The following is a 21,307-nucleotide window of genomic DNA, read 5'->3' as shown; positions in this document are numbered from 1 at the left end:
GCAAAAAAGAGGTTCAGCACGCTGAACCCCTCTTCGACCGCTCAATCTTGCAAACTTAGTTCACCGAACTGATTGGCGCTGCCTTGAATGGGCTCTTATTCGCCGCAGGCGCCGCTGCAGGCGTTAAACTCACCTCAGACGGGCTCTCCCCTACGTTGACCAGCACCGGCATGCCAGAACGGCGTACAACCGCGCTATCGAACACGGCGCGATCGGTCTGACCATCCGCAGCAAAGGCTTTCTCGGCTTTAGACAACGCGATCGGCATGGTCTGCGGATCGTCGCTTTCTACCCGCGACAGCGGCTGGTGCACTTCCACATAGCGTTTGCCGTCCGGCTCAACCGAAATCTTCACCGGATCGTTGATCACCTGCACCCGTGTACCACGCGGCACCTGATTGAACAGCGCTTCGATGTCCGTCGGACGCAGGCGAATGCAGCCGGAGCTGACACGCATGCCGATACCGAAGTTGGCGTTGGTGCCGTGGATCAGGTATTCACCGCGCCCCATCGCCAGACGCAGGGCGAACAGCCCCATCGGGTTCTCAGGCCCGGCCGGCACCACTGCAGGCAGCGTCACGCCCTGGGACTGATAGCGCTTGCGGATGTTGGCGGTGGGCGTCCAGGTCGGGTTAGGGATCTTCTGGCTGATGGAGGTCACTTCCAGCGGCGTGTGCATCCCGGTCTGGCCGATGCCGATCGGATAGACGATCACTTTGTTCTCGCCTTTCGGGTAGTAGTAAAGACGCAGCTCGGCCAGATTGACGATAATCCCTTCACGCTTAGTGTCAGGCAGCAGCATTTGGGTCGGAATGGTCAGTACCGTGCCTGGCTTGGGCAGGAACGGGTCGGTGCCAGGGTTGGCTTCCAGCATGCCCAGCAGGCCAATCTTGTAGTCGGCGGCGATCGCCTCCAGCGGACGGCCGTCGTTTGGCACGGTATAAGTGGTGTTTTCACCGATCAGACGGCTGTCTGGCGGCGGCAGCGGGTACTCGGTCGCACTGGCGGCCTGCGTGCCGGCCAGTACGGTGGCGAAGACCATGCCCATTAAACTCAACGCACGTTTCATTATCATCCCTATATTTTTTATGACGGTTCGCCCCCAAGGCTAACGAGCGCCCGACGGTGGGTAAATCAGACAATACCTGATTAATACTAGCAACGCTGGCATCAAAGGCAATAAGTTCTCTAAAAATCAACACGTTATAACGTAATCGCCGTCGTTGATTGTCAACGAAACGTCAATAGGTAAGCTGCTGAAATATCACTGAATTGGGGGATGGTTCCTGGGGAAAACAACGGATTGTAAAGACTCATTGACAAAGCGAATATATCAATGAGCCTTGAGGAGAAAGGCGTTAAGGATCAGGCCAGCTGCGCCGCTTTACTGCGAATGGCACGGATCATCGCCTCCAGCCCCTGCGAGCGTGAAGGCGTCAGATGTTGGCTGAGCGCCAGTTCGCCGAAAAACGGCCGCACATCGAGATCGACGATCTGTTGTGGCGTTAATTGACGATACAGAATAAACACCACCGCCAGCAGCCCTTTGACGATCGCCGCATCGCTGTCGCCGTGAAACTCGACCTGCCCCTGCTCATCGAGACGCATCACGATCCACACCTGGCTTTGACAGCCGGAAATCAGGTTGCCGGCCTGCCGCTCGGCCTCGTCCAGCGGCGGCAACTTGGCGCCAAGTTCAATCACGTACAGGTATTTCTCCTCCCAGTTCAGACAGCGGGAGAAATTACGCACCAATTTATCTTTGTCCGGCAAATTCGCCATGGGGATCCTTTTGTACCGCCGGGGACGCGCCCCGGCCTAACCTAATAGCTGATGAATGCGTTGCAGCCCGGCCACCAGCCGGTCCACCTCTTCGCGGGTATTATATAACGCCAGCGAAGCGCGGCACATGCTCGGCACCTGATAAAACGCCATCAGTGGCATGGCGCAGTGATGGCCGGTGCGAATGGCGATGCCATACTGATCGAGGAAGCTGCCGACGTCATAGGCGTGGTGTTCTCCCAAATTAAAGGCGATCACCCCGGCCCGATGTGCCGGACCATAGATTTTCAGCGTCGGCACCTGCGTGAGCGCCTCGAGCGCGTAGTGCATCAGCGACTGTTCATAATCGTGGATCGCATTCAGACCCAGGGCTTCGACGTAATCGAACGCCGTCCCCAGCCCCATGATGCCGGCGGTGTTCGGCGAACCCGCCTCGAAGCGCCACGGCGGATCGGCGAAGGTGGTGCCCGCCGTCAGGCTGACCTGGCGGATCATCGAGCCGCCCCCTTCCCACGGTGGCATCTGCTGCAGCAGCGCCTGGCGGCCATACAGCATGCCGATACCGGAAGGGCCGTACAGCTTGTGGCCGGAAAACACGTAAAAATCGCAGTCTAGCGCCTGGACATCGACGCGCTGGTGCATCACCGCCTGCGCGCCGTCCACCAGCACCGTCAGATCCGGCGCCAGGCCTCTGGCGCGGGCGATGATGTCGCGCACCGGGTTGACGGTGCCCAGCACATTGGAGACCTCGGTCAGCGCCAGCAGTTTGCAGGACGCGTCGACCAGCTCCGGCAACCGCGCCAAATCCAGCGTGCCGTCGGGCTGCAGCGGCCAAACCCGCAGCTGCAACCCACGCTCCTGCGCCAGCATCTGCCAGGGCACGATGTTGGCGTGGTGTTCCATCTCGGTGATGAGAATCGCATCGCCCGGCTGCAGCAGGTGGCGGCCAAAGCTGTTGGCCACCAGGTTGATGCCTTCGGTGGTGCCCTTGACGAACACCATCTCTTCCGCCGAGGCGGCGTTGATAAAGCGCGCCGCCTGTTCCCGCACCGCTTCCATCTGCTGAGTCGCCTCGGCGCTCAGGGTGTGAATGCCGCGATGCACCGCGGCATAGCCGTGGCGATAGAAATCCAGCTCGCGGTCGATCACCACCTGCGGTTTCTGCGCGCTGGCGGCGCTGTCGAGATAGGCCAGCGGTTGGCCGTTCACCTCACGCGCCAGCAGCGGGAAATCGCCGCGCACGCGTTCAATCGGATAACTCATGCAGCCTCCCCCGGCAGGCGCTGGGCGATGCGTGCCAGCACCCGTTCCCGGATGGTGTCGTTGGCGATGCCTTCGGTCAGCTCGGCGGCGAAGGCGAAGATGATCATCTGCTGTGCCGCGTGCTTGTCGATACCGCGCGACTGCAGATAGAACAGCTGCTCTTCATCGATGCGCCCTACGGTGGCGCCGTGGCTGCACTTGACGTCATCGGCGTAGATCTCCAGCTGCGGCTTGGTGTCCACTTCCGCCACCTTACCCAACAGCAGGTTATGGTTGGTCATCTGGCCGTCGGTTTTAATCGCGTGCTTGGCCACTTTGATCATGCCGTTGAACACCGCCTTGCCGCGATCGCTGACCACGGTTTTATGCAGCTGGCGGCTTTCGCAATAGCCCTTGTTGTGCTCCAGATAGGTACGGGTATCGCAGATCTCTTTGCCCACCGGCAGCACCAGGCTGTTGATCACCAGGTTCGCGCCTTCGCCGTTCAGCTGCGCGCTGGTGTTATGCCGCGTCAAGCCGGCGCCCAGCAGGAAGCTGTCGCTTTTCACCCGCGCGTCGCGGCCAATGACCAAATCGTTATGGGCAAAGTGGTAGCTTGGCTGGCTCTCAAACGCCAGCTTGCAATGCAACAGTCCGGCGTTGTCCGCCACGTTGGCGGTCAGGCGTGCGCCGGTGAAGTGCGCGGCCTCGCCCAGGCTGACGTAGTGTTCGATCACTTCCGCCTCGGCCCCGCGCCCAATCTCCAGATGATGGCGGTGATGCACGGTGTTCACTTCCCCGCTGGCGCCGCGTCCGCTGCTGATATGCAGCAGGTACAGCGGACGAGCCGGGGCCTTGCCGGCCGGCAGGCGAATCAGGCTGGTTTCCTGCGCCAGGCTTTCGGTCAGGTGCAGGAAAATTTCCGGTTGGATCGCCTCCGGCAGCGCCTGTGGCGTGCCGTAGGCGGTCAACTCAAACTGGTAATCACCCAGATCGTCATCGCTCAGCGCGGCGCTGTAGCGGCCGTCGATAAACACCAGCCGGTAGGCATCGATGCCGAGCGCCAGCGCCTCGAGCTGCTCTGCGCTCACCAATGCGGGCTGCGGCTCGAGGAACTGCTGCTCCAGCAGGCTCTCCAGCGGCGTGTATTTCCAGTTTTCATGCTTGCGCGTCGGCCAGCCGAGGCGCAGCGCCTGCTGCCAGTGCGCCAGCGCATGCGGCGAACGCTCGCCACCGCGGCCTTCGAACAGGCGATACAGCTGCTGCAGCGCGTTTGAATTACTGTTGGTCGGTAAGCCAGCCATAGCCCTGCTCCTCCAACTGTTTTACCAGCGAGAAATCGCCGGATTTGACGATGCGCCCCTGCGACAGCACGTGTACGTAATCCGGTTGGATGTAGTCCAGAATGCGCTGGTAGTGGGTGACGATGATAAAGGCGCGCTTGCCGTCCCGCAGCGAGTTGACGCCGTTGGCGACGATCTTGAGCGCATCGATGTCCAGACCGGAGTCGGTTTCATCGAGAATGCACAGATCCGGCTCCAGCGCCGCCATCTGCAGAATGTCGTTGCGCTTTTTCTCGCCGCCTGAGAAACCGACGTTGACCGAACGGGTCAGCAGGTCGGCCGGCATGTCCAGCAGCGCGATTTTCTCTTCGATGAAATCGGCGAAGTCAAAGCGATCCAGCGGCTCCTGCTCGCGGTATTTGCGCACCGCGTTGACCGAGGTCTGCAGGAAGAAGTGGTTGCTGACGCCGGGGATCTCCACCGGGTACTGGAAGGCCAGAAACACGCCCTCGCCGGCGCGGTCTTCCGGATCAAGCTCCAGCAGATCCTTGCCCTTGAAGGTGACTTCCCCTTCGGTCACTTCGTACTCTTCACGCCCGGCCAGCGTGGCGGACAGCGTGCTCTTGCCCGAGCCGTTCGGCCCCATGATGGCATGCACTTCGCCCGGTTTGATCTCCAGATCCAATCCCTTGAGGATCTCGTTGCCTTCCACGCTGACTTTCAAATTCTTGATGCTTAACATGCTGTGTCCTCAGATAGCGCCGACGGCGCTAAAAATGCGGCGATTAACCCACGCTGTGTTCCAGGCTGATGGCCAGAAGTTTCTGCGCCTCGACGGCGAACTCCAGCGGCAGCTCGGAGAAAACGTCCTTGCAGAAACCGTTGACGATCATCGAAATGGCGTCATCCTCGCTGATGCCGCGCTGCAGGCAGTAGAACAGCTGGTCGTCGCCGATCTTCGAGGTGGTGGCTTCGTGCTCCAGCTGAGCGCTGTTGTTGCGCGCTTCAACGTAAGGGAACGTGTGGGCACCGCTGTCCGGCCCGATCAGCATCGAGTCGCACTGGGTAAAGTTACGGGCGTTTTCCGCCCCCGGCAGGATTTTCACCAGGCCGCGATAGGTGTTCTCGCTGTGGCCGGCGGAGATGCCTTTGGCGATGATGGTCGACTTGGTGTTTTTGCCGATGTGGATCATCTTGGTGCCGGTGTCCGCCTGCTGATGGCCGCTGGTCAGCGCCACCGAGAAGAATTCGCCGATCGAATTGTCGCCCTGCAGGATCACGCTCGGGTATTTCCAGGTGATGGCCGAGCCGGTTTCCGACTGGGTCCAGGACATTTTCGAGCCGGCGCCTTCGCACAGCGCGCGCTTGGTGACGAAGTTGAGGATACCGCCCTTGCTCTCACCGCCGGAGAACCAGTTCTGCACCGTCGAGTATTTCACTTCGGCGTCTTTATGCAGGATCACTTCCACCACCGCCGCGTGCAGCTGATAGCTATCGCGCACCGGGGCAGAACAGCCTTCGATATAGCTGACATAGCTGCCTTCGTCGGCGATCAGGATGGTGCGCTCGAACTGGCCGGTTTTGGCGGCGTTGATACGGAAATAGGTCGACAGCTCCATCGGGCAGCGCACGCCTTTCGGCACATAGACGAAGGTGCCGTCAGAGGCCACCGCGGCGTTCAGCGCAGCGAAGAAGTTATCGTTGGACGGCACTACGCGCCCCAGGTACTGACGCACCAGATCCGGGTATTCCTGAATCGCTTCGCCGAACGAGCAGAAGATCACCCCGCTCTCCGCCAGCTTTTCACGGTAAGTGGTAGCGACCGATACTGAGTCAAAGATGGCGTCCACCGCCACTTCGCTGCCCTCGCGCACCGGCACGCCGAGCTGATTGAACGCCAGCTCCACTTCGCTGGTCAGGTAATCTTTTTCCGTCGCCGCGCCCGGTTGCTGCTCGGCGCCGGGTTGCGAACCGCAGGCATCGTCGCAGCTGCCGCAGGACGGCGCCGAATAGTAACTGTAGTCCTGGTAGTTAAGGCGTTCGTAATTGGCCTTCAGCCAGTGCGGCTCTTCCATCTGCAGCCAGGCGCGGTAGGCCTCGAGGCGGAATTCCAGCATCCACTCGGGTTCGTTGCGCTTGGCCGAGATGGCGCGAACCACCTCTTCGTTGATGCCTTTGGCCAACTCATCGGTTGCCAGCTGGGTGAAGAAACCTTCTTTGTAGCGACCTTCGCTGACCCAAGCCTGCACTTCATTAGGCATTTCTACATTGCTTCGTGTCATGTTGATTGCATCGCTCAAACGCCAAAGCTCTCGCCGCACCCGCAGGCATGCTGAGCTTTAGGGTTGTTGAATTTGAATATCTGATTCAGCCCTTCGCGGACGTAATCTACCGTGGTGCCATCGATGAACGGCATGGCCTTCAGCGGCACATAGAGTTTGGCGCCGTCGCGCTCAAACAGCAGATCGTCATCGGCGGGTTCGCGGGTCAGATCCAGCACATAGGCAAAGCCGGCGCAGCCGGATTGTTTCACCCCTAGCTGCAGCCCTTTCACCTGCGGATCCTGCTGCATCAGTTTCGTTATTTGTCGTACGGCGCTGTCGCTGAGCGAAATGCCTTGCCAGACATTTTCATCCAGAGAAAAGGTGCCGACATTTTCCGTTTGCATAGGGTCTACCTCACACTCGTGTTTGGCCACAGCCAATCTGGGTTGCTTATATGTTAGTGATAACGATTATCACTTCAACCGTTTGTTTTGCGGGGGTATCCACCGCGAGCGCGGTTTTTCGCTGCGGCGTGCGGCAAGCCAGCGGGACATTCGTGGTGGCTTGCGGCATCTGGCGGCAAGGTGTGCATGCTATCCCTATGAATTTGTTCTTTATCCTGCATCACCGTACCGCACTCCCCGGTGGCCCGTCAGCGTTACAGTGCCGCGGTACACTGCCGATCTAAACATTCATAGAAAATACCTATTTCTGCATTCTGTCTGTCGTAAATGTGCGTTTATCGGCATTTCGTGGCGCGGCACCAGCGCGCGCCCCTCAGGTTAAAGTTTAGTCGCTCAGGATTAAATTGGGTCGTCGGCGGCCTTTTACACCCCCACGATGAAAAAACGCCGCGCCGGGGATTGATCGGCAACGCGGCAATTTATATGATAATGATTATCATTCAATTTGAATTTGAGCGCGAAGCCAATGACTCTTTCGATCAACGCATGGTTGCTGGGCAAGATTGATGACTACAAATTCAGCGTGCGCGACGCTACGGTGGACTTTTATATGGCCGAAGCGGCGCTGCGGCGCCCGGAATGCAATATCGACCACCTGAAGCGGTACAACAGCGTCAGCCTCACCATGGCCAATCTGTGCCTGGAGAACGGCGATGACGACAGCTACCTGCACGCGCTCAGCAAACTGCATAATCGGCTGATCGTCGAGATCAACAATCCGCAGCGCTGCCAGCTGTTTCGGGTGCAAAGCTACCACTTCGCCCGCCACACGCTGACGCTGATCTGCCAAAAATATGCAATGGAAGGCACCTGGGAGAAGGCGAACGCGTTTCAGAAGGACTTCGTCAAACGCGTACCGTTTCAGCTGTAAAGCGAAAGGCTCCGCAGGCCGGCAGCCTGCGGAAACCGGCGGGGATCAGTCGATGACCGCCGTGGTCAGACGCGAGGTGCAGCACAGCCGATCGCGCGCGTCGAAGATCTCGATTTGCCACACCTGATGGCGACGGCCGACGTGCAGTGCGCGACATACCCCGCGCACCTGGCCATCGAACACCGCGCGCAGGTGGTTGGCGTTGATCTCCAGCCCCACCACTTTCTGCTCGCCCTCACTGCACAGGTAACCGGCCATCGATCCCATCGATTCCGCCAGCACCACCGACGCCCCGCCGTGCAACAGCCCGAACGGCTGGCGGGTACGGCCATCGACCGGCATGGTGGCCTCGAGGAAATCCTCGCCCAATTGGGTAAACTCGATGCCCACATGGCTGACCATGCAGCCGTCGCCGGCGCGGTTCAGCTGCTCCAGCGATGTTTCACGTTTCCACAATTTCACTCAATCATCTCCAGAAGTGCCTGTAATGGGTGGCGCACGCCATTGCCCTCGATGCGTTTCACCTGACTGCGGCAGGAATAACCGGTCGCCAGGCAGCGCTGCCGCGGCAAACGCTGTAGCGTCGGGTGCCATGATAGCTCATAAATGCCGAGCGAGTTTTGCAGGTTCTTGGCTTCATGGCCGTAAGTCCCCGCCATGCCGCAGCAGCCGACGCTGACATTCTCCAGTTTGGCGCCGAAACGGGCGAAGATCGCCGCCCACTGTTGGCCGCTGGCCGGCAGCGCGGTGGTTTCGGTGCAGTGACCGAACAGATACCAGGGCTCGCCGGTCGCCGGCTGTTCGGCGCGATCCGCGATCCGCTGTTGCAACCATTCATGCACCAGCTGCACCTGGAAATCGCCGCGCTCGGCGCCGAGGATCTCGCGGTATTCGTCGCGGTAACACAGCACCAGCGCCGGATCGACGCCCACCAGCGGCATGCCGAGCTGCGCTACGCGGTTAAGAAAATCGGCGGTTTTGCGCGCGGTGCGGGCAAAGCGCGTCAGGAAGCCCTTCACATGCTGCGCCTTGCCGTTCGGCGAGAACGGCAGCAGCACCGGTTTATAGCCGAGCTTTTCCACCAGCCGAACGAAATCCGCCACCACTTTGGCGTCGTAATAGCTGGTGAACGGATCCTGAACAATCAGCACGTGTTCTTCGCGTTGCTCGGCGTTCAACCCTTCCAACTGTTCCAGCGTCAGCGTGGTCGCGCGGTGGCCGGACAGCTGCTGACGCAGCGTCGGGCTGGACAACAGCGGCAGATCGACCATGCCGACGGCGTTGCGGCTCATCTCCCGCAGCCACGGCTGGCGGAAGAAGAAGTTGAACACCTTCGGCGCGCGGGCCATCAACGGGGTATAGCTCTCCACGCCGGCGACCATGTAGTCGCTCACCGGGCGCAGGTAGCGGGTATGGTAAAGCTGCAGGAAGCGCGAACGGAACCCCGGCACGTCAATTTTGATCGGGCACTGGGTGGAACAGGCCTTGCAGGCCAGACAGCCGGACATCGCCTCTTTCACTTCGTGCGAAAAGTCGTACTCGCCCTTGCCGGCATGCCAGCTGTTGCGGGTTTTCTCGATTAGACCACGCAAGCTGAGGCGCTGCTGCGGCAGCTGTTTCTCCAGCGCCAACGGATCGACGCCCTGCTCGGCCAACAGACGCAGCCACTCGCGCACCAGCGTCGCCCGCCCTTTCGGCGAATGGATGCGGTTGCCGCTGATCTTCATCGACGGGCACATCGGGCTGCGCACGTCGAAGTTGAAGCACAGACCGTTGCCGTTACACTCCAGCGCGCCGCGGAACGAGGTGCGCACCTCGACCGGGATCTGACGATCGAAGGTGCCGCGTTTGACCGCGTCTACCTCCATCATCGGTGCATCTACCGCCAGTGGCGAACAGATCTTGCCCGGGTTCAAACGGTTATCCGGATCAAACGCCGCCTTGATGCGGCGTAGCTCTTCATACAGCGTTTCCCCGAAGAACTCAGGGCTGTACTCGGCACGGAAGCCCTTGCCGTGCTCCCCCCACAACAGACCGCCGTATTTGGCGGTCAGCGCCACCACCCGATCGGAGATCTGCTTCATCAGCACTTCCTGCTGCGGGTCGCACATGTCGAGCGCCGGGCGCACGTGCAACACCCCGGCGTCGACGTGGCCGAACATGCCGTAGCTCAGGTGGTGGTCGTCAAGCAGTTGACGGAATTCGACGATATAGTCCGCCAGGTGTTGCGGCGGCACACAGGTATCCTCGGCAAACGGAATCGGCTTGGCGCGCCCCTTGGCGTTGCCCAGCAGCCCGACCGCCTTCTTGCGCATGTTGTAAATGCGCTCGATGCCAGCCAGATCGCCGCAGATCTGGTACCCGATCACGCCGCCCTGCCGCTGCGCGATCAGTTCATCCAGCCGTTGGCACAGAGCCTCCATCTGGCCGTCGATCAGCGCCCGATCGTCGCCGGCGAACTCGACGATGTTCAGCCCGAGCATTTCTTTATCCGGCACGTCGGCGATCAGTTCGTTCACCGAGTGCCAAACAATGTCTTCACGCGCCAGATTCAGCACCTTGGAATCGATGGTTTCCACCGACAGCGCCTTGGCCTCGACCATAAAGGGCGCATTGCGCAGCGCCGAGTCGAAGGAGTCGTACTTCACGTTGACCAGGCGGCGCACTTTCGGCAGCGGCGTGATATCCAGCCGCGCCTCGGTGATAAACGCCAGCGTGCCTTCGGCGCCGGTCAGGATGCGCGTCAGATCGAAGGTTTGCAGATCGTCGCTCAGCACGTGGCGCAGATCGTAACCGGTGAGGAAGCGGTTGAGCTTGGGGAATTTCTCCAGGATCAATGCGCGCTGCTCACGGCAGCGATTGAGCACCGTGCGGTAGATGCGCCCTTCGACGGTCTCTTCCAGAGCAATCGTTTCCGCCAGCGCCGTCGGCATGGCGCGGGTATCGATCATCTCGCCGCCCAGCAGCACCGCCCGCAGGCCCAACACGTGATCGGAGGTTTTGCCGTATACCAGCGAACCTTGGCCGGAGGCGTCGGTGTTGATCATGCCGCCCAGCGTGGCGCGGTTGCTGGTGGACAGTTCCGGCGAGAAGAAGTAGCCGAACGGCCGCAGGTATTGATTCAGCTGATCCTTGATCACGCCGGCTTCGACTTTCACCCAGCCTTGTTCGACGTTGATCTCCAGAATGCGGTTCATATGGCGCGACATATCGACCACGATGCCGGTATTGAGCGACTGGCCGTTGGTGCCAGTGCCGCCGCCGCGCGGGCTGAAGGTCAGCGTATTGAATCGCTCTTCCCCGGCCAGACGCGCAATCAGCGCCACGTCAGCGGTGGAACGGGGGAACACCACCGCATCGGGCAACAGCTGATAGATACTGTTGTCGGTGGCCATCGTCAGGCGGTCGGCGTAGCTGGTGGCGGTATCGCCGTTGAATCCGTTTTGCTTCAGTGCTTCCAAAAAGTCGAGCACCCGTTGAACGAGGCCGGGCGCCTGAGAAATCTGTGGGATCATTCGCTTTTTTGACCCTGTCCGTCTATTTTTTATGCGCTGATGTACGCTGAATCGGGCCTTTAATTCAGACCCACCCTATTTTTTAGTGACACTAAAAACTAACATACTCGTTTAGTGAAGGCATTCACATTATTACCGCCCTGCGAGCGCCGCCACAGGCGGCCGCCCGGCGATGATAAACCGACCGACAGGCACCCAGATTCGCCGGTGCCAGGGATTTAATTGACCAGGATGAGAACCCACTGATGCCACTCTCGCAATCGCGTTACGACTTACCGCGAATTATTTTCGGCGTGCTGTTTATCGCCATCATGATCGTTGCCTGTTTTTGGGTGATCCAACCGTTTATTCTCGGCTTCGCCTGGGCGGGCATGGTGGTGATCGCCACCTGGCCGTTGCTGCTCAAACTGCAAAAGCTGCTGTGGGGCCGTCGCTCGCTGGCGGTGTTGGTCATGACCCTGCTGCTGATCCTGCTGTTCATTCTGCCGATTTCCCTGCTGATCAGCAGCGTGGTGGATAACAGCGCGCCGCTGATCGCCTGGGCCAGTTCACCCGGCAAGCTGCACATTCCCGATCTAGCCTGGCTGCAGTCCGTGCCGATGATCGGCGACAGGCTCTATACCAGCTACCACACATTGGTTAACGCCGGCGGCGCTGCGCTGCTGGCGAAGGTTCAGCCGTACTTCGGTCAAACCGCCACCTGGTTCGTGGCGCAGGCGGCGCATATCGGCCGTCTGCTGCTGCACTGCGCGCTGATGCTGCTGTTCAGCGCCTTGTTGTATGCGCGCGGCGAGCAGGTGGCGCTGGGTATCCGTCACTTTGCGGTACGCCTCGGTTCCAAACGCGGCGATGCGGCGGTGCTACTGGGCGGCCAGGCGATCCGCGCCGTCGCGCTGGGCGTGGTGGTGACGGCGTTGGTGCAGTCGGTGCTGGGCGGCATCGGTCTGGCGGTGAGCGGCATACCAGCCGCCACCCTGCTGACGATGCTGATCTTTATCTGCTGCGTGGCACAATTGGGGCCGCTGTTGGTGCTGGTGCCGGCCATCATCTGGCTGTACTGGCACGGCGACACCACCTGGGGCACCGTACTGCTGGTCTGGAGCTGCGTGGTAGCGACGCTGGATAACGTGCTGCGCCCGGTGCTGATCCGCATGGGCGCCGACCTGCCGCTGCTGCTGATCCTGTCCGGCGTTATCGGCGGTTTGCTGGCCTTCGGTATGATTGGCCTGTTCATCGGCCCGGTGGTATTGGCGGTATCTTATCGCCTGCTGACCGCCTGGATGGATGAAGCGCCAGAGCCGACCACCGCGCCGGAGCAAGTCATCGAAGATCTGGAAAAACGCTAATCCCCCCCTTCCGCCCGCATCGTCGGGCGGAACATTTCACTCAGGTCATTATTCCTACCTCATTCGAGTAATATCTCCGCCAAATATAATGCCGCCCTATATTGATTACGGTACAGCGAATGAAAGGTGCAATGTAAATCCCTGTTTGTTGCAAGCGGCAAAAAGAGATAACTCCCACAAATAAAATGTGATGGCGCTATCGATTAGGATGATTCTTAATGACTAGTCGCGTTCAAAAATCTAGTATTATGACCATCTATTGCTTCAAATCACTGATTTTAAAGCAACCTTTCTGAACAATGTAATGCCATACATGTGAATTGCTGTGTGTAGTCTTTGCCCATCTCCTACGGTGGGCTTTTTTTTATTCTTTTTTCGTCGAATTGATTATTTTACGCGCCGTTATTTACATTCGGAAATAAAAAGGCCGCAGCGTTAACTGCGGCCCGGCGTTAATGCCTCAGCGAGGCCGAGACATTATTTCTTTTTCGACAAATTGATCCAGGTCTGCACCACGGTGTCTGGATTGAGCGACAGGCTGTCGATGCCCTGCTCCATCAGCCACTCGGCGAAGTCTTCATGGTCAGACGGGCCCTGGCCGCAGATGCCGACGTATTTGCCGTGGCGTTTGGCCGCCTGAATCGCCATCGACAGCAGCGCTTTCACCGCCTCGTTGCGCTCGTCGAACAGCTCCGACACCACGCCGGAGTCACGATCCAGCCCCAGCGCCAGCTGGGTCATGTCGTTGGAACCGATAGAGAAGCCGTCGAAGTGCTCGAGGAACTGATCCGCCAACAGCGCATTGGACGGGATCTCGCACATCATGATCACTTTCAGCCCGTTTTCACCGCGCTTCAGCCCCTGACGCGCCAGCTCCGCCACCACCGCTTCCGCCTGGGCCACGGTGCGCACGAACGGCACCATGATTTCGACGTTGGTCAGCCCCATTTCGTTACGCACGCGTTTCACCGCCTCGCACTCCAGCGCGAAGCAATCGCGGAAGCTATCGGCCACGTAACGGCCGGCGCCGCGGAAGCCCAGCATCGGGTTCTCTTCGTGTGGTTCATACTTATCGCCGCCCACCAGGTTGGCGTACTCGTTGGATTTGAAGTCGGACAGGCGCACGATCACACGCTTCGGCCAGAAGGCGGCACCCAGCGTCGCGATCCCTTCTGTCAGGCGGCCAACGTAGAACTCGACCGGGTGGTCGTAACCCTGCATTAACGCGCGAATTTCGTTTTGCAGCGCCGGCGTCTGCTTATCGAACTCCAGCAGCGCGCGCGGGTGCACACCGATCATGCGGTTGATGATAAATTCCAGCCGCGCCAGGCCCACGCCTTCATTTGGCAAACGCGCAAAGTCGAAAGCGCGATCCGGGTTGCCGACGTTCATCATGATCTTCAGCGGCAGATCCGGCAGCTCGGTCACTTCGGAGCTCTGCACGCTGAAATCCAGCATGTCGCTGTAAACGAAGCCGGTGTCGCCTTCCGCACAGGAAACGGTGACTTTCTGGCCGTCTTTCAGCACATCGGTGGCGTGGCCGCAGCCTACCACCGCCGGGATGCCCAACTCACGGGCGATGATCGCCGCGTGACAGGTGCGCCCGCCGCGGTTGGTGACGATCGCGGCGGCCTTCTTCATGATCGGCTCCCAGTCCGGGTCGGTCATGTCGGTCACCAGCACGTCGCCCGGCAGGATGCGATCCATTTCGCTGATGTCGTGGATCACTTTCACCGGACCGGCGCCGATGCGATGACCGATGGCGCGGCCTTCCACCAGCACCGGGCTAGTGCCATTCAGCTGGTAGCGCTCCATGGTTTGTTCGTTGGAGCGAACGGTTTCCGGACGCGCCTGCACGATCAGCAGCTTGCCGGTATGGCCGTCTTTCGCCCATTCGATATCCATCGGGCGGCCGTAATGTTTTTCGATCAGGATCGCCTGCTGCGCCAGCGCCTGCACTTCGTCATCCGTCAGCGAGAAACGGCTGCGCTGCGCTTCCGGCACGTCTTCGATGCGCACCTGCTTACCGTGATCCTGCGACGGTGCGTACACCATGCGGATCTTTTTCGAGCCCAGGTTGCGGCGCACGATCGCCGGCTTGCCTTTTTGCAGCGTCGGTTTGTGCACGTAGAACTCATCCGGGTTCACCGCGCCCTGCACCACCATTTCACCCAGACCGAAGGCGGAGGTGATGAACACCACCTGATCAAAGCCGGACTCGGTATCGATGGTGAACATCACGCCCGAGGAGGCCAGATCCGAGCGCACCATGCGCTGTACGCCCGCCGACAGCGCCACGCCGCGGTGGTCATAGCCCTGGTGCACGCGATAAGAGATGGCGCGGTCATTGAACAGCGAGGCGAACACGTGCTTGATCGCCACCATTACGGCGTCGATGCCCTGCACGTTGAGGAAGGTTTCCTGCTGGCCGGCGAAGGACGCGTCCGGCATGTCTTCCGCCGTGGCGGAGGAGCGCACCGCAAAGGAAGCTTCCGGTTCGCCGTCGGCGAGCTGTTGGTAAGCCTGATGAATTTCACGCTCGAACTCGGCGTGGAACGGCGTGTCGATCACCCATTGGCGGATCTGGGCGCCGGCCTTGGCCAGTTGGGCAACGTCGTCAACGTCGGTCTGATCCAGTAGCTGATAGATGCGCTGGTTAACACCGCTTTGTTCGAGGAAATCGTTAAACGCCTGTGCGGTGGTGGCAAAACCGTTCGGCACGGCCACGCCCAAATCGGAAAGATTGGTGATCATTTCACCGAGGGAGGCGTTTTTGCCGCCGACACGGTCAACGTCGTGCATGCCAAGCTGGTTGTACCAAAGCACATTACGCAAGTCTGGGCCATTGTTGGACATCGAGACAATCCTTATTGCTATCAGTAGGGTAAAGACGGATTTAATTCGCTTGCTTTACGGCGCCGCTAACACGGAGCCGAATCAGACTAGCACACTGATCTGGGGAAAATGGAAAGGTGAATCGATCAACCCACTGAAGAAAGTGGTTTTTAAGAGAATGTCCTAACCGGCTGATTTGGCAGGGAACCGTTCCCAATCGCACGAAAAGCTTAGTTCTCAACAAATTACGTTCTTTTTAAACTTCTGTTTTAATGACCGCGCAAACGCTACCGTTTTTGGTGAAAATAACGGCAAATTTACGTTTCGGGTCGAAAAACCTCGTTGCGCCACAATTTTTACCGCCGGCAAAACGCGCTTTTCTTCACGCGCCGGCGCAAAGCGCTTTACCGTCCCGCCGTCACAATTTTTTCCCTCCCCCCTTTACCGACGGATCGTCCGCGGCCCATGATATTGACAGTGATGACAGCAGGAACACCGTTTTCAGGTAAGGAGCCTCGGGTGGAAAGAAGCGTTTTTTATATTTCGGATGGTACGGCGATCACCGCCGAAGTGTTGGGGCACGCGGTGCTGTCGCAGTTTCCGGTCACGGCGACCACCTTTACCCTGCCGTTCGTCGAAACCGAGGCGCGCGCGCGCGCAGTTCGCCAGCAAATCGATGATATTTATAATCAAACCGGCGTGCGGCCACTGGTGTTTTACTCCATCATCTCGCCGGAAGTGCGCGATGTGATCGTGCAGAGCCAGGGCTTCTGCCAGGATATCGTGCAGGCGCTGGTCGGCCCGCTGCAGGGCGAGCTGGAAGTGGAACCGACGCCGGTGCCGAACCGCACCCACGGCCTGACCGCCAGCAACCTCGGCAAGTACGACGCGCGCATTGCCGCCATCGACTATACCCTGGCGCATGACGACGGCATTTCGCTGCGCAACCTCGATCAGGCGCAGGTGATCCTGCTCGGCGTGTCGCGCTGCGGCAAAACCCCCACCAGCCTTTATCTGGCGATGCAGTTCGGCATTCGCGCCGCCAACTATCCGTTTATCGCCGACGATATGGATAATTTGCACCTGCCGGCCTCGCTGAAACCGTTTCAGCATAAATTATTCGGCCTGACCATCGATCCGGAACGCCTGGCGGCGATCCGTGAAGAGCGGCGTGAAAACAGCCGTTACGCTTCATTACGCCAGTGCCGCATGGAGATCGCCGAGGTCGAGGCGCTGTTCCGCAAAAATCAGATCCGCTACCTCAATACCACCAATTATTCTGTCGAAGAGATTTCCACCAAAATCCTCGACATCCTCGGTATGAGTCGCCGCATGTTCTGATCATTTTCTCGCGGGGCCGCCGTGCCCCGCCGCCTGCCGTTTATTTCAACAGCAGCTGATTTTTTTGTGCTTTTTTTCGCGGTTTTGATCAACAGAACACAATCTCTACGGTTGAATTCAGCGCTTTTTGCGTTATTGTGATCGCCATCACTTCCCGGCACTCCTGCCGCAGAGAAGAACAGTTTCCAGGGAACAACATGCACAAAACAGATGAACTGCGGACCGCGCGCATCGACAGCCTCGTCACGCCGCAAGCGTTGGCAGACAAGCTGCCGATCTCGGCGGCCGTCGCCGACAACGTGACAGCGTCACGAAAACGCATTGAAAAAATCCTCACCGGTGAAGACCGCCGCCTGCTGGTGGTGATCGGCCCCTGCTCCATCCACGATCTCGACGCCGCCGTCGATTACGCTGGCCGGTTGAACGCCCTGCGCGAACGCTACCAGGATCGTCTGGAAATCGTGATGCGTACCTACTTCGAAAAACCGCGTACCGTCGTCGGCTGGAAAGGCCTGATCTCCGATCCGGCGCTGGACGGCACCTTCCAGGTCAACCGCGGCATCGAAATGGCGCGCCGCCTGCTGCTGGAAGTGAACCAGCTCGGCCTGCCGACCGCCACCGAATTCCTGGACATGGTCGTCGGCCAATACATCGCCGATCTCATCAGCTGGGGCGCCATCGGTGCGCGCACCACCGAAAGCCAGATCCACCGTGAAATGGCCTCGGCGCTCTCCTGCCCGGTCGGCTTCAAAAACGGCACCGACGGCAACACCCGCATCGCCATCGACGCCATTCGCGCGGCGCGCGCCGGGCACATGTTCCTGTCGCCGGACAAACATGGCCAGATGACCATTTACCAGACCAGCGGCAACCCGTACGGCCACATCATCATGCGCGGCGGAAAGACGCCGAACTACCACGCCAGCGACATCGCCGCCGCCTGTGACAGCCTGCGCGAGTTCGATCTGCCTGAACACCTGGTGATCGACTTCAGCCACGGCAACTGCCAGAAAATGCACCGTCGCCAGCTGGAAGTGGCCGACAACGTCTGCCAGCAGATCCGCGCCGGCTCCGCCGCCATCACCGGCGTAATGGCGGAAAGCTTCCTGGTGGAAGGCACGCAGAAAATCGTCGCCGGCCAGCCGCTGACCTATGGCCAGTCGATCACCGATCCTTGCCTGAGCTGGTCCGACAGCGAGCAGTTGCTGGCGATGCTGGCGGATGCGGTTGATAGCCGTTTCTAACCCAGTAGAGGCCGGGGCCACGCCCCCGGCTTTATTCCTTCTGCCCCACTCATCTATACTGATTGCAACGCTTTAGCGCCCGCCGAAACGCACTGGGAGCCCCGGCATGATTCACTCTCTGTTATCCATCCCCTGCGTCACGCTGCAGGGCGAGCAAAAAACGCTGGGCGATTTCCCGGCGCGCGCTTACCTGGTGGTCAACACCGCCAGCAAGTGCGGCTTCACCCCGCAATACCGTGGGCTGGAAAATTTGTGGCAATACTATCGCGAACGCGGCCTGGTGGTGCTCGGCTTCCCCTGCAACCAGTTTGGTTCTCAGGAGCCGGGCAGTCCGCTGGAGATCGCCAACTTTTGCAGCCTCAACTACGGCGTCAGTTTCCCGCTGTTCAGCAAGATAGACGTTAACGGTCCCGGCGCGCACCCGCTGTTCAATGAGCTGAAACGCCTGGCACCCGGCATTCTGGGCAGCCGCCGCATCAAGTGGAATTTCACCAAATTCCTGCTCACCGCCGACGGCCAGCGTATCACGCGCTTTGCGCCGATCACTAAGCCCGAGCGTTTGTTTGACCGCATCGAAACCCTGCTGAAATAACGCCCCTTTTTTACGGGCCGAGTGCGCTCGGCCCGCCGCCGGATGTCCGTTCGACAAAAAGGTTCCATCGGTAAGAAAATTTTCCTTGATGTAACCTTTCCTTCACATGATAATGATTCTCAGTTTGATATTAATTACCATTTAATGGTCTGTTTTATAAGCACAATGATGATGGATACTGCCAACACGCCTACCCCCGCCGCCGCGGCCCCGACCGAGCACAGCGCAAACGCGCCGCCCAGCTACGACAGCGCACAGCTGCTCGGCACCGACGGCATCGCGTTCATTACCCATCAGGGCCAGCGCTATCAGCTGCGGCAAACCAAAGCCGGGAAATTGATCCTGACCAAATAACCATAGAACCCTCAAACGCCAGCCACCCCGATCGGTTGATCCAGGCAGCCAGCAAATCTATTGATATGTTTTATTACATACGGAGAGTTGCACCATGCCTCTGACATTTTCCACCCGGCTGCGTTTTTCCGCTTTGAGTCTGGCGATTGCCTGCGCTCTGCCTACGGTGGCCTTGGCACAAAACACCAGCACAACACCCTCTTCCAACGCGGCGCCGGCTAAAAAAGCCAAAGCCGCCGACGAGACCATGACCGTGGTCGCCACCGGCAACCAACGCAGCAGCTTTGAAGCGCCGATGATGGTCACGGTCATCGAAGGCAACTCGCCAGAAAGCCAGACCGCCACCTCGGCCGCCGATATGCTGCGCCGCGTGCCGGGCATCACCGTGAACGGCACCGGGCGCAGCAACGGTCAGGACGTAACGATGCGCGGCTACGGCAAAAACGGCGTGCTGACGCTGGTCGACGGCATCCGCCAGGGGACCGATACCGGCCACATCGGCGGCACCTTCCTCGATCCGGCGCTGGTCAAGCGCATTGAAATCGTGCGCGGTCCCTCTGCGTTGCTGTATGGCAGCGGCGCGCTGGGCGGCGTCATCGCCTACGAGACCGTCGATGCCGCCGATCTGCTGCTGCCGGGCCACGATACCGGGTTCCGCGTCTACGGCACCGCCGGCAGCGGCGATCACAGCCTGGGCATGGGCGCCAGCGCCTACGGCAAGACCGATAACCTCGACGGTTTGCTGTCGTTCGGTACCCGCGACGTCGGTAATCTGCGTCAGGGCAACGGCTTCGATGCGCCTAACGACGAAACCATCAGCAACGTGCTGGCAAAAGGCACCTGGAAAATCGACGACAATCAGTCATTGAGCGGCGATCTGCGCTACTACAACAACAGCGCCCAGGAGCCGAAAAACCCGCAGACGCCGGGCAGCTCGAGCGGCAACCCGATGACCAACCGCTCCACCATCCAGCGTGATGCCGCTCTGAGCTATAAGCTCAAGCCGGTCGGCCAGGATTGGCTGGACGCCACCGCGAAACTGTACACCTCGGAAGTCAAAATCAATGCGCACAACGCCGGTGCGACCGACGAATTCCGCAAGCAGACCACCAACGGCGGCAAGCTGGAAAACCGCACACGTCTGTTCGCCGACAGCTTTGCGTCACACCTGCTGACCTACGGCTCCGAAGTGTATGAACAGAAACAGCAGCCGGGCGGCGCCACTACCAGTTTCCCGCAGGCCAAGATCAACTTCGCCTCCGGCTGGCTGCAGGATGAAATCACGCTGCGCGACATTCCGATCACCGTGCTGGCCGGCACGCGCTACGACGATTACAAAGGCAGCAGCCAGGGCCACGAAGACGTCAAGGCCGACAAATGGTCGTCCCGCGGGGCCCTGAGCTACTCGCCGACCGACTGGCTGATGCTGTTCGGCTCCTATTCCCAGGCCTTCCGCGCCCCGACCATGGGCGAGATGTACAACGATTCGCGTCACTTCCCCGGCAACTATTGGGTGCCTAATCCGAATCTGCGGCCGGAAACCACCAGCACCACCGAAGCCGGTTTCGGCTTGCGCTTCGACGATCTGCTTCTGGCGGATGACAGCCTGCAATTCAAGGCCAGTTACTTCGATACCGACGCCAAAGACTACATCTTCATGTATGTCACTCGCACGCAGACCGCCTCAGCGAATATCTCTCGCGCCAAGATTTGGGGTTGGGACACCTCGCTGAACTACCAGACCAAGTGGTTTAACTGGGATCTGGCCTACAACCGCACACGCGGCAAGGACAAGTCTCGCAATGGCGAATTGAACGCGAAAAGCGGCGATTGGCTGGCCGACATCAGCCCGGATACCGTCACCAGTTCGCTGGACGTGCCGCTGGGCGAAACCGGTTTGTCCGCCGGCTGGGTCGCCACCTTCGCCGAACGCGCCACCCGCGTACAAACGGGGACGCCGGAGCAAGGCGGCTATGGCGTCAACGACTTCTATCTGAGCTACAAGGGCCGCGATCGGCTGCAGGGCATGACCACCACCGTGGTACTGGGCAACGCCTTCGACAAAGAATATTACTCGCCGCAGGGCGTCCCGCAGGATGGCCGCAACGCCAAACTGCTGGTCAGCTACCAGTGGTAATCATTTGACTATCTGGCGGACAACCCGGTTGTCCGCC

17 protein-coding genes and 1 other RNA gene are annotated in these 21,307 nt (G+C 59.7%); 8 read left to right on the top strand and 10 right to left on the bottom strand.

Features of this window, described 5'->3' with window-relative positions; all coding sequences use genetic code 11:
• Positions 1-55: 55 nt before the first annotated feature.
• The 7 genes from ACJ8J4_RS01760 to sufA form a co-directional block, all read right to left on the bottom strand.
• Positions 56-1,069: a L,D-transpeptidase family protein gene (locus tag ACJ8J4_RS01760; protein ID WP_025302648.1), complete on the bottom strand. Its 1,014-nt coding sequence runs from the start codon at positions 1,067-1,069 to the stop codon at positions 56-58.
• 296 nt (positions 1,070-1,365) lie between these two features.
• The gene (gene sufE, locus ACJ8J4_RS01755) at positions 1,366-1,782 is read right to left on the bottom strand and encodes a cysteine desulfuration protein SufE (protein WP_025302647.1); all 417 of its coding nucleotides are present in this window, start codon (positions 1,780-1,782) and stop codon (positions 1,366-1,368) included.
• A 36-nt stretch (positions 1,783-1,818) separates the two neighbouring features.
• Positions 1,819-3,045 carry a cysteine desulfurase SufS gene (gene sufS, locus ACJ8J4_RS01750; RefSeq protein WP_089195828.1) on the bottom strand — a complete coding sequence of 409 codons (1,227 nt, stop codon included), beginning with the start codon at positions 3,043-3,045 and terminating at the stop codon, positions 1,819-1,821.
• Positions 3,042-4,328 carry a Fe-S cluster assembly protein SufD gene (sufD, locus tag ACJ8J4_RS01745; protein ID WP_197835537.1) on the bottom strand — a complete coding sequence of 429 codons (1,287 nt, stop codon included), beginning with the start codon at positions 4,326-4,328 and terminating at the stop codon, positions 3,042-3,044. Before sufD ends, sufS begins: the two co-directional genes overlap by 4 nt.
• Positions 4,303-5,049 (bottom strand): Fe-S cluster assembly ATPase SufC, encoded by a 747-nt coding sequence (gene sufC / locus ACJ8J4_RS01740; RefSeq protein WP_016927936.1) that lies wholly within the window; start codon positions 5,047-5,049, stop codon positions 4,303-4,305. Before sufC ends, sufD begins: the two co-directional genes overlap by 26 nt.
• 43 nt (positions 5,050-5,092) lie before the next feature.
• Complete coding sequence (sufB, locus tag ACJ8J4_RS01735; protein ID WP_025302644.1) at positions 5,093-6,589, bottom strand: Fe-S cluster assembly protein SufB; 1,497 nt, start codon at positions 6,587-6,589, stop codon at positions 5,093-5,095.
• Positions 6,590-6,603: 14 nt separating this feature from the next.
• Positions 6,604-6,975, bottom strand: coding sequence for a Fe-S cluster assembly scaffold SufA (sufA, locus tag ACJ8J4_RS01730; RefSeq protein ID WP_004931368.1), 372 nt, complete (start codon positions 6,973-6,975; stop codon positions 6,604-6,606).
• 526 nt (positions 6,976-7,501) lie between these two features.
• On the opposite strand from sufA, the gene ACJ8J4_RS01725 reads away from it, so the two are divergent.
• Complete coding sequence (locus ACJ8J4_RS01725; protein WP_004931369.1) at positions 7,502-7,906, top strand: hypothetical protein; 405 nt, start codon at positions 7,502-7,504, stop codon at positions 7,904-7,906.
• A gap of 45 nt (positions 7,907-7,951) precedes the next feature.
• Here ACJ8J4_RS01725 and menI read toward each other — a convergent pair whose 3' ends face one another.
• Both menI and ydiJ read right to left on the bottom strand, forming a co-directional pair.
• Complete coding sequence (menI, locus tag ACJ8J4_RS01720) at positions 7,952-8,368, bottom strand: 1,4-dihydroxy-2-naphthoyl-CoA hydrolase (protein WP_016927938.1); 417 nt, start codon at positions 8,366-8,368, stop codon at positions 7,952-7,954.
• Positions 8,365-11,421: a D-2-hydroxyglutarate dehydrogenase YdiJ gene (gene ydiJ / locus ACJ8J4_RS01715; RefSeq protein WP_149570921.1), complete on the bottom strand. Its 3,057-nt coding sequence runs from the start codon at positions 11,419-11,421 to the stop codon at positions 8,365-8,367. The genes menI and ydiJ overlap by 4 nt, the downstream gene beginning before the upstream one ends.
• Positions 11,422-11,666: 245 nt before the next feature.
• On the opposite strand from ydiJ, the gene ydiK reads away from it, so the two are divergent.
• Both ydiK and rprA read left to right on the top strand, forming a co-directional pair.
• Positions 11,667-12,767 carry an AI-2E family transporter YdiK gene (gene ydiK / locus ACJ8J4_RS01710; RefSeq protein WP_442515975.1) on the top strand — a complete coding sequence of 367 codons (1,101 nt, stop codon included), beginning with the start codon at positions 11,667-11,669 and terminating at the stop codon, positions 12,765-12,767.
• A 258-nt stretch (positions 12,768-13,025) separates the two neighbouring features.
• An RNA gene (gene rprA, locus ACJ8J4_RS01705) (antisense sRNA RprA) lies at positions 13,026-13,135 on the top strand.
• Positions 13,136-13,244: 109 nt separating this feature from the next.
• Here rprA and ppsA read toward each other — a convergent pair.
• Positions 13,245-15,623, bottom strand: a complete 2,379-nt coding sequence (gene ppsA / locus ACJ8J4_RS01700; protein ID WP_149570920.1) for a phosphoenolpyruvate synthase — start codon at positions 15,621-15,623, stop codon at positions 13,245-13,247.
• A 459-nt stretch (positions 15,624-16,082) separates the two neighbouring features.
• Between ppsA and ppsR the strand changes: the two genes are divergently transcribed.
• The 5 genes from ppsR (at position 16,083) to ACJ8J4_RS01675 (ending at position 21,270) form a co-directional block, all read left to right on the top strand.
• Positions 16,083-16,943: a posphoenolpyruvate synthetase regulatory kinase/phosphorylase PpsR gene (gene ppsR, locus ACJ8J4_RS01695; protein WP_161781785.1), complete on the top strand. Its 861-nt coding sequence runs from the start codon at positions 16,083-16,085 to the stop codon at positions 16,941-16,943.
• A gap of 197 nt (positions 16,944-17,140) precedes the next feature.
• Positions 17,141-18,187, top strand: coding sequence for a 3-deoxy-7-phosphoheptulonate synthase (locus ACJ8J4_RS01690; RefSeq protein WP_004931381.1), 1,047 nt, complete (start codon positions 17,141-17,143; stop codon positions 18,185-18,187).
• Between the two features lie 106 nt (positions 18,188-18,293).
• Complete coding sequence (locus ACJ8J4_RS01685; RefSeq protein ID WP_025302639.1) at positions 18,294-18,779, top strand: glutathione peroxidase; 486 nt, start codon at positions 18,294-18,296, stop codon at positions 18,777-18,779.
• A 171-nt stretch (positions 18,780-18,950) separates the two neighbouring features.
• Positions 18,951-19,133, top strand: a complete 183-nt coding sequence (gene hemP, locus ACJ8J4_RS01680; RefSeq protein ID WP_043141213.1) for a hemin uptake protein HemP — start codon at positions 18,951-18,953, stop codon at positions 19,131-19,133.
• 94 nt (positions 19,134-19,227) lie between these two features.
• Positions 19,228-21,270: a TonB-dependent hemoglobin/transferrin/lactoferrin family receptor gene (locus ACJ8J4_RS01675; RefSeq protein WP_043141123.1), complete on the top strand. Its 2,043-nt coding sequence runs from the start codon at positions 19,228-19,230 to the stop codon at positions 21,268-21,270.
• Positions 21,271-21,307: the final 37 nt, after the last annotated feature.

Source organism: Serratia sp. CY47280, from assembly GCF_052168655.1.
Classification (GTDB): Bacteria; Pseudomonadota; Gammaproteobacteria; order Enterobacterales; family Enterobacteriaceae; genus Serratia; species Serratia bockelmannii.
Note: the sequence above shows the minus strand (reverse complement) of the source record. Positions and strands in the feature narration are given on the sequence as shown.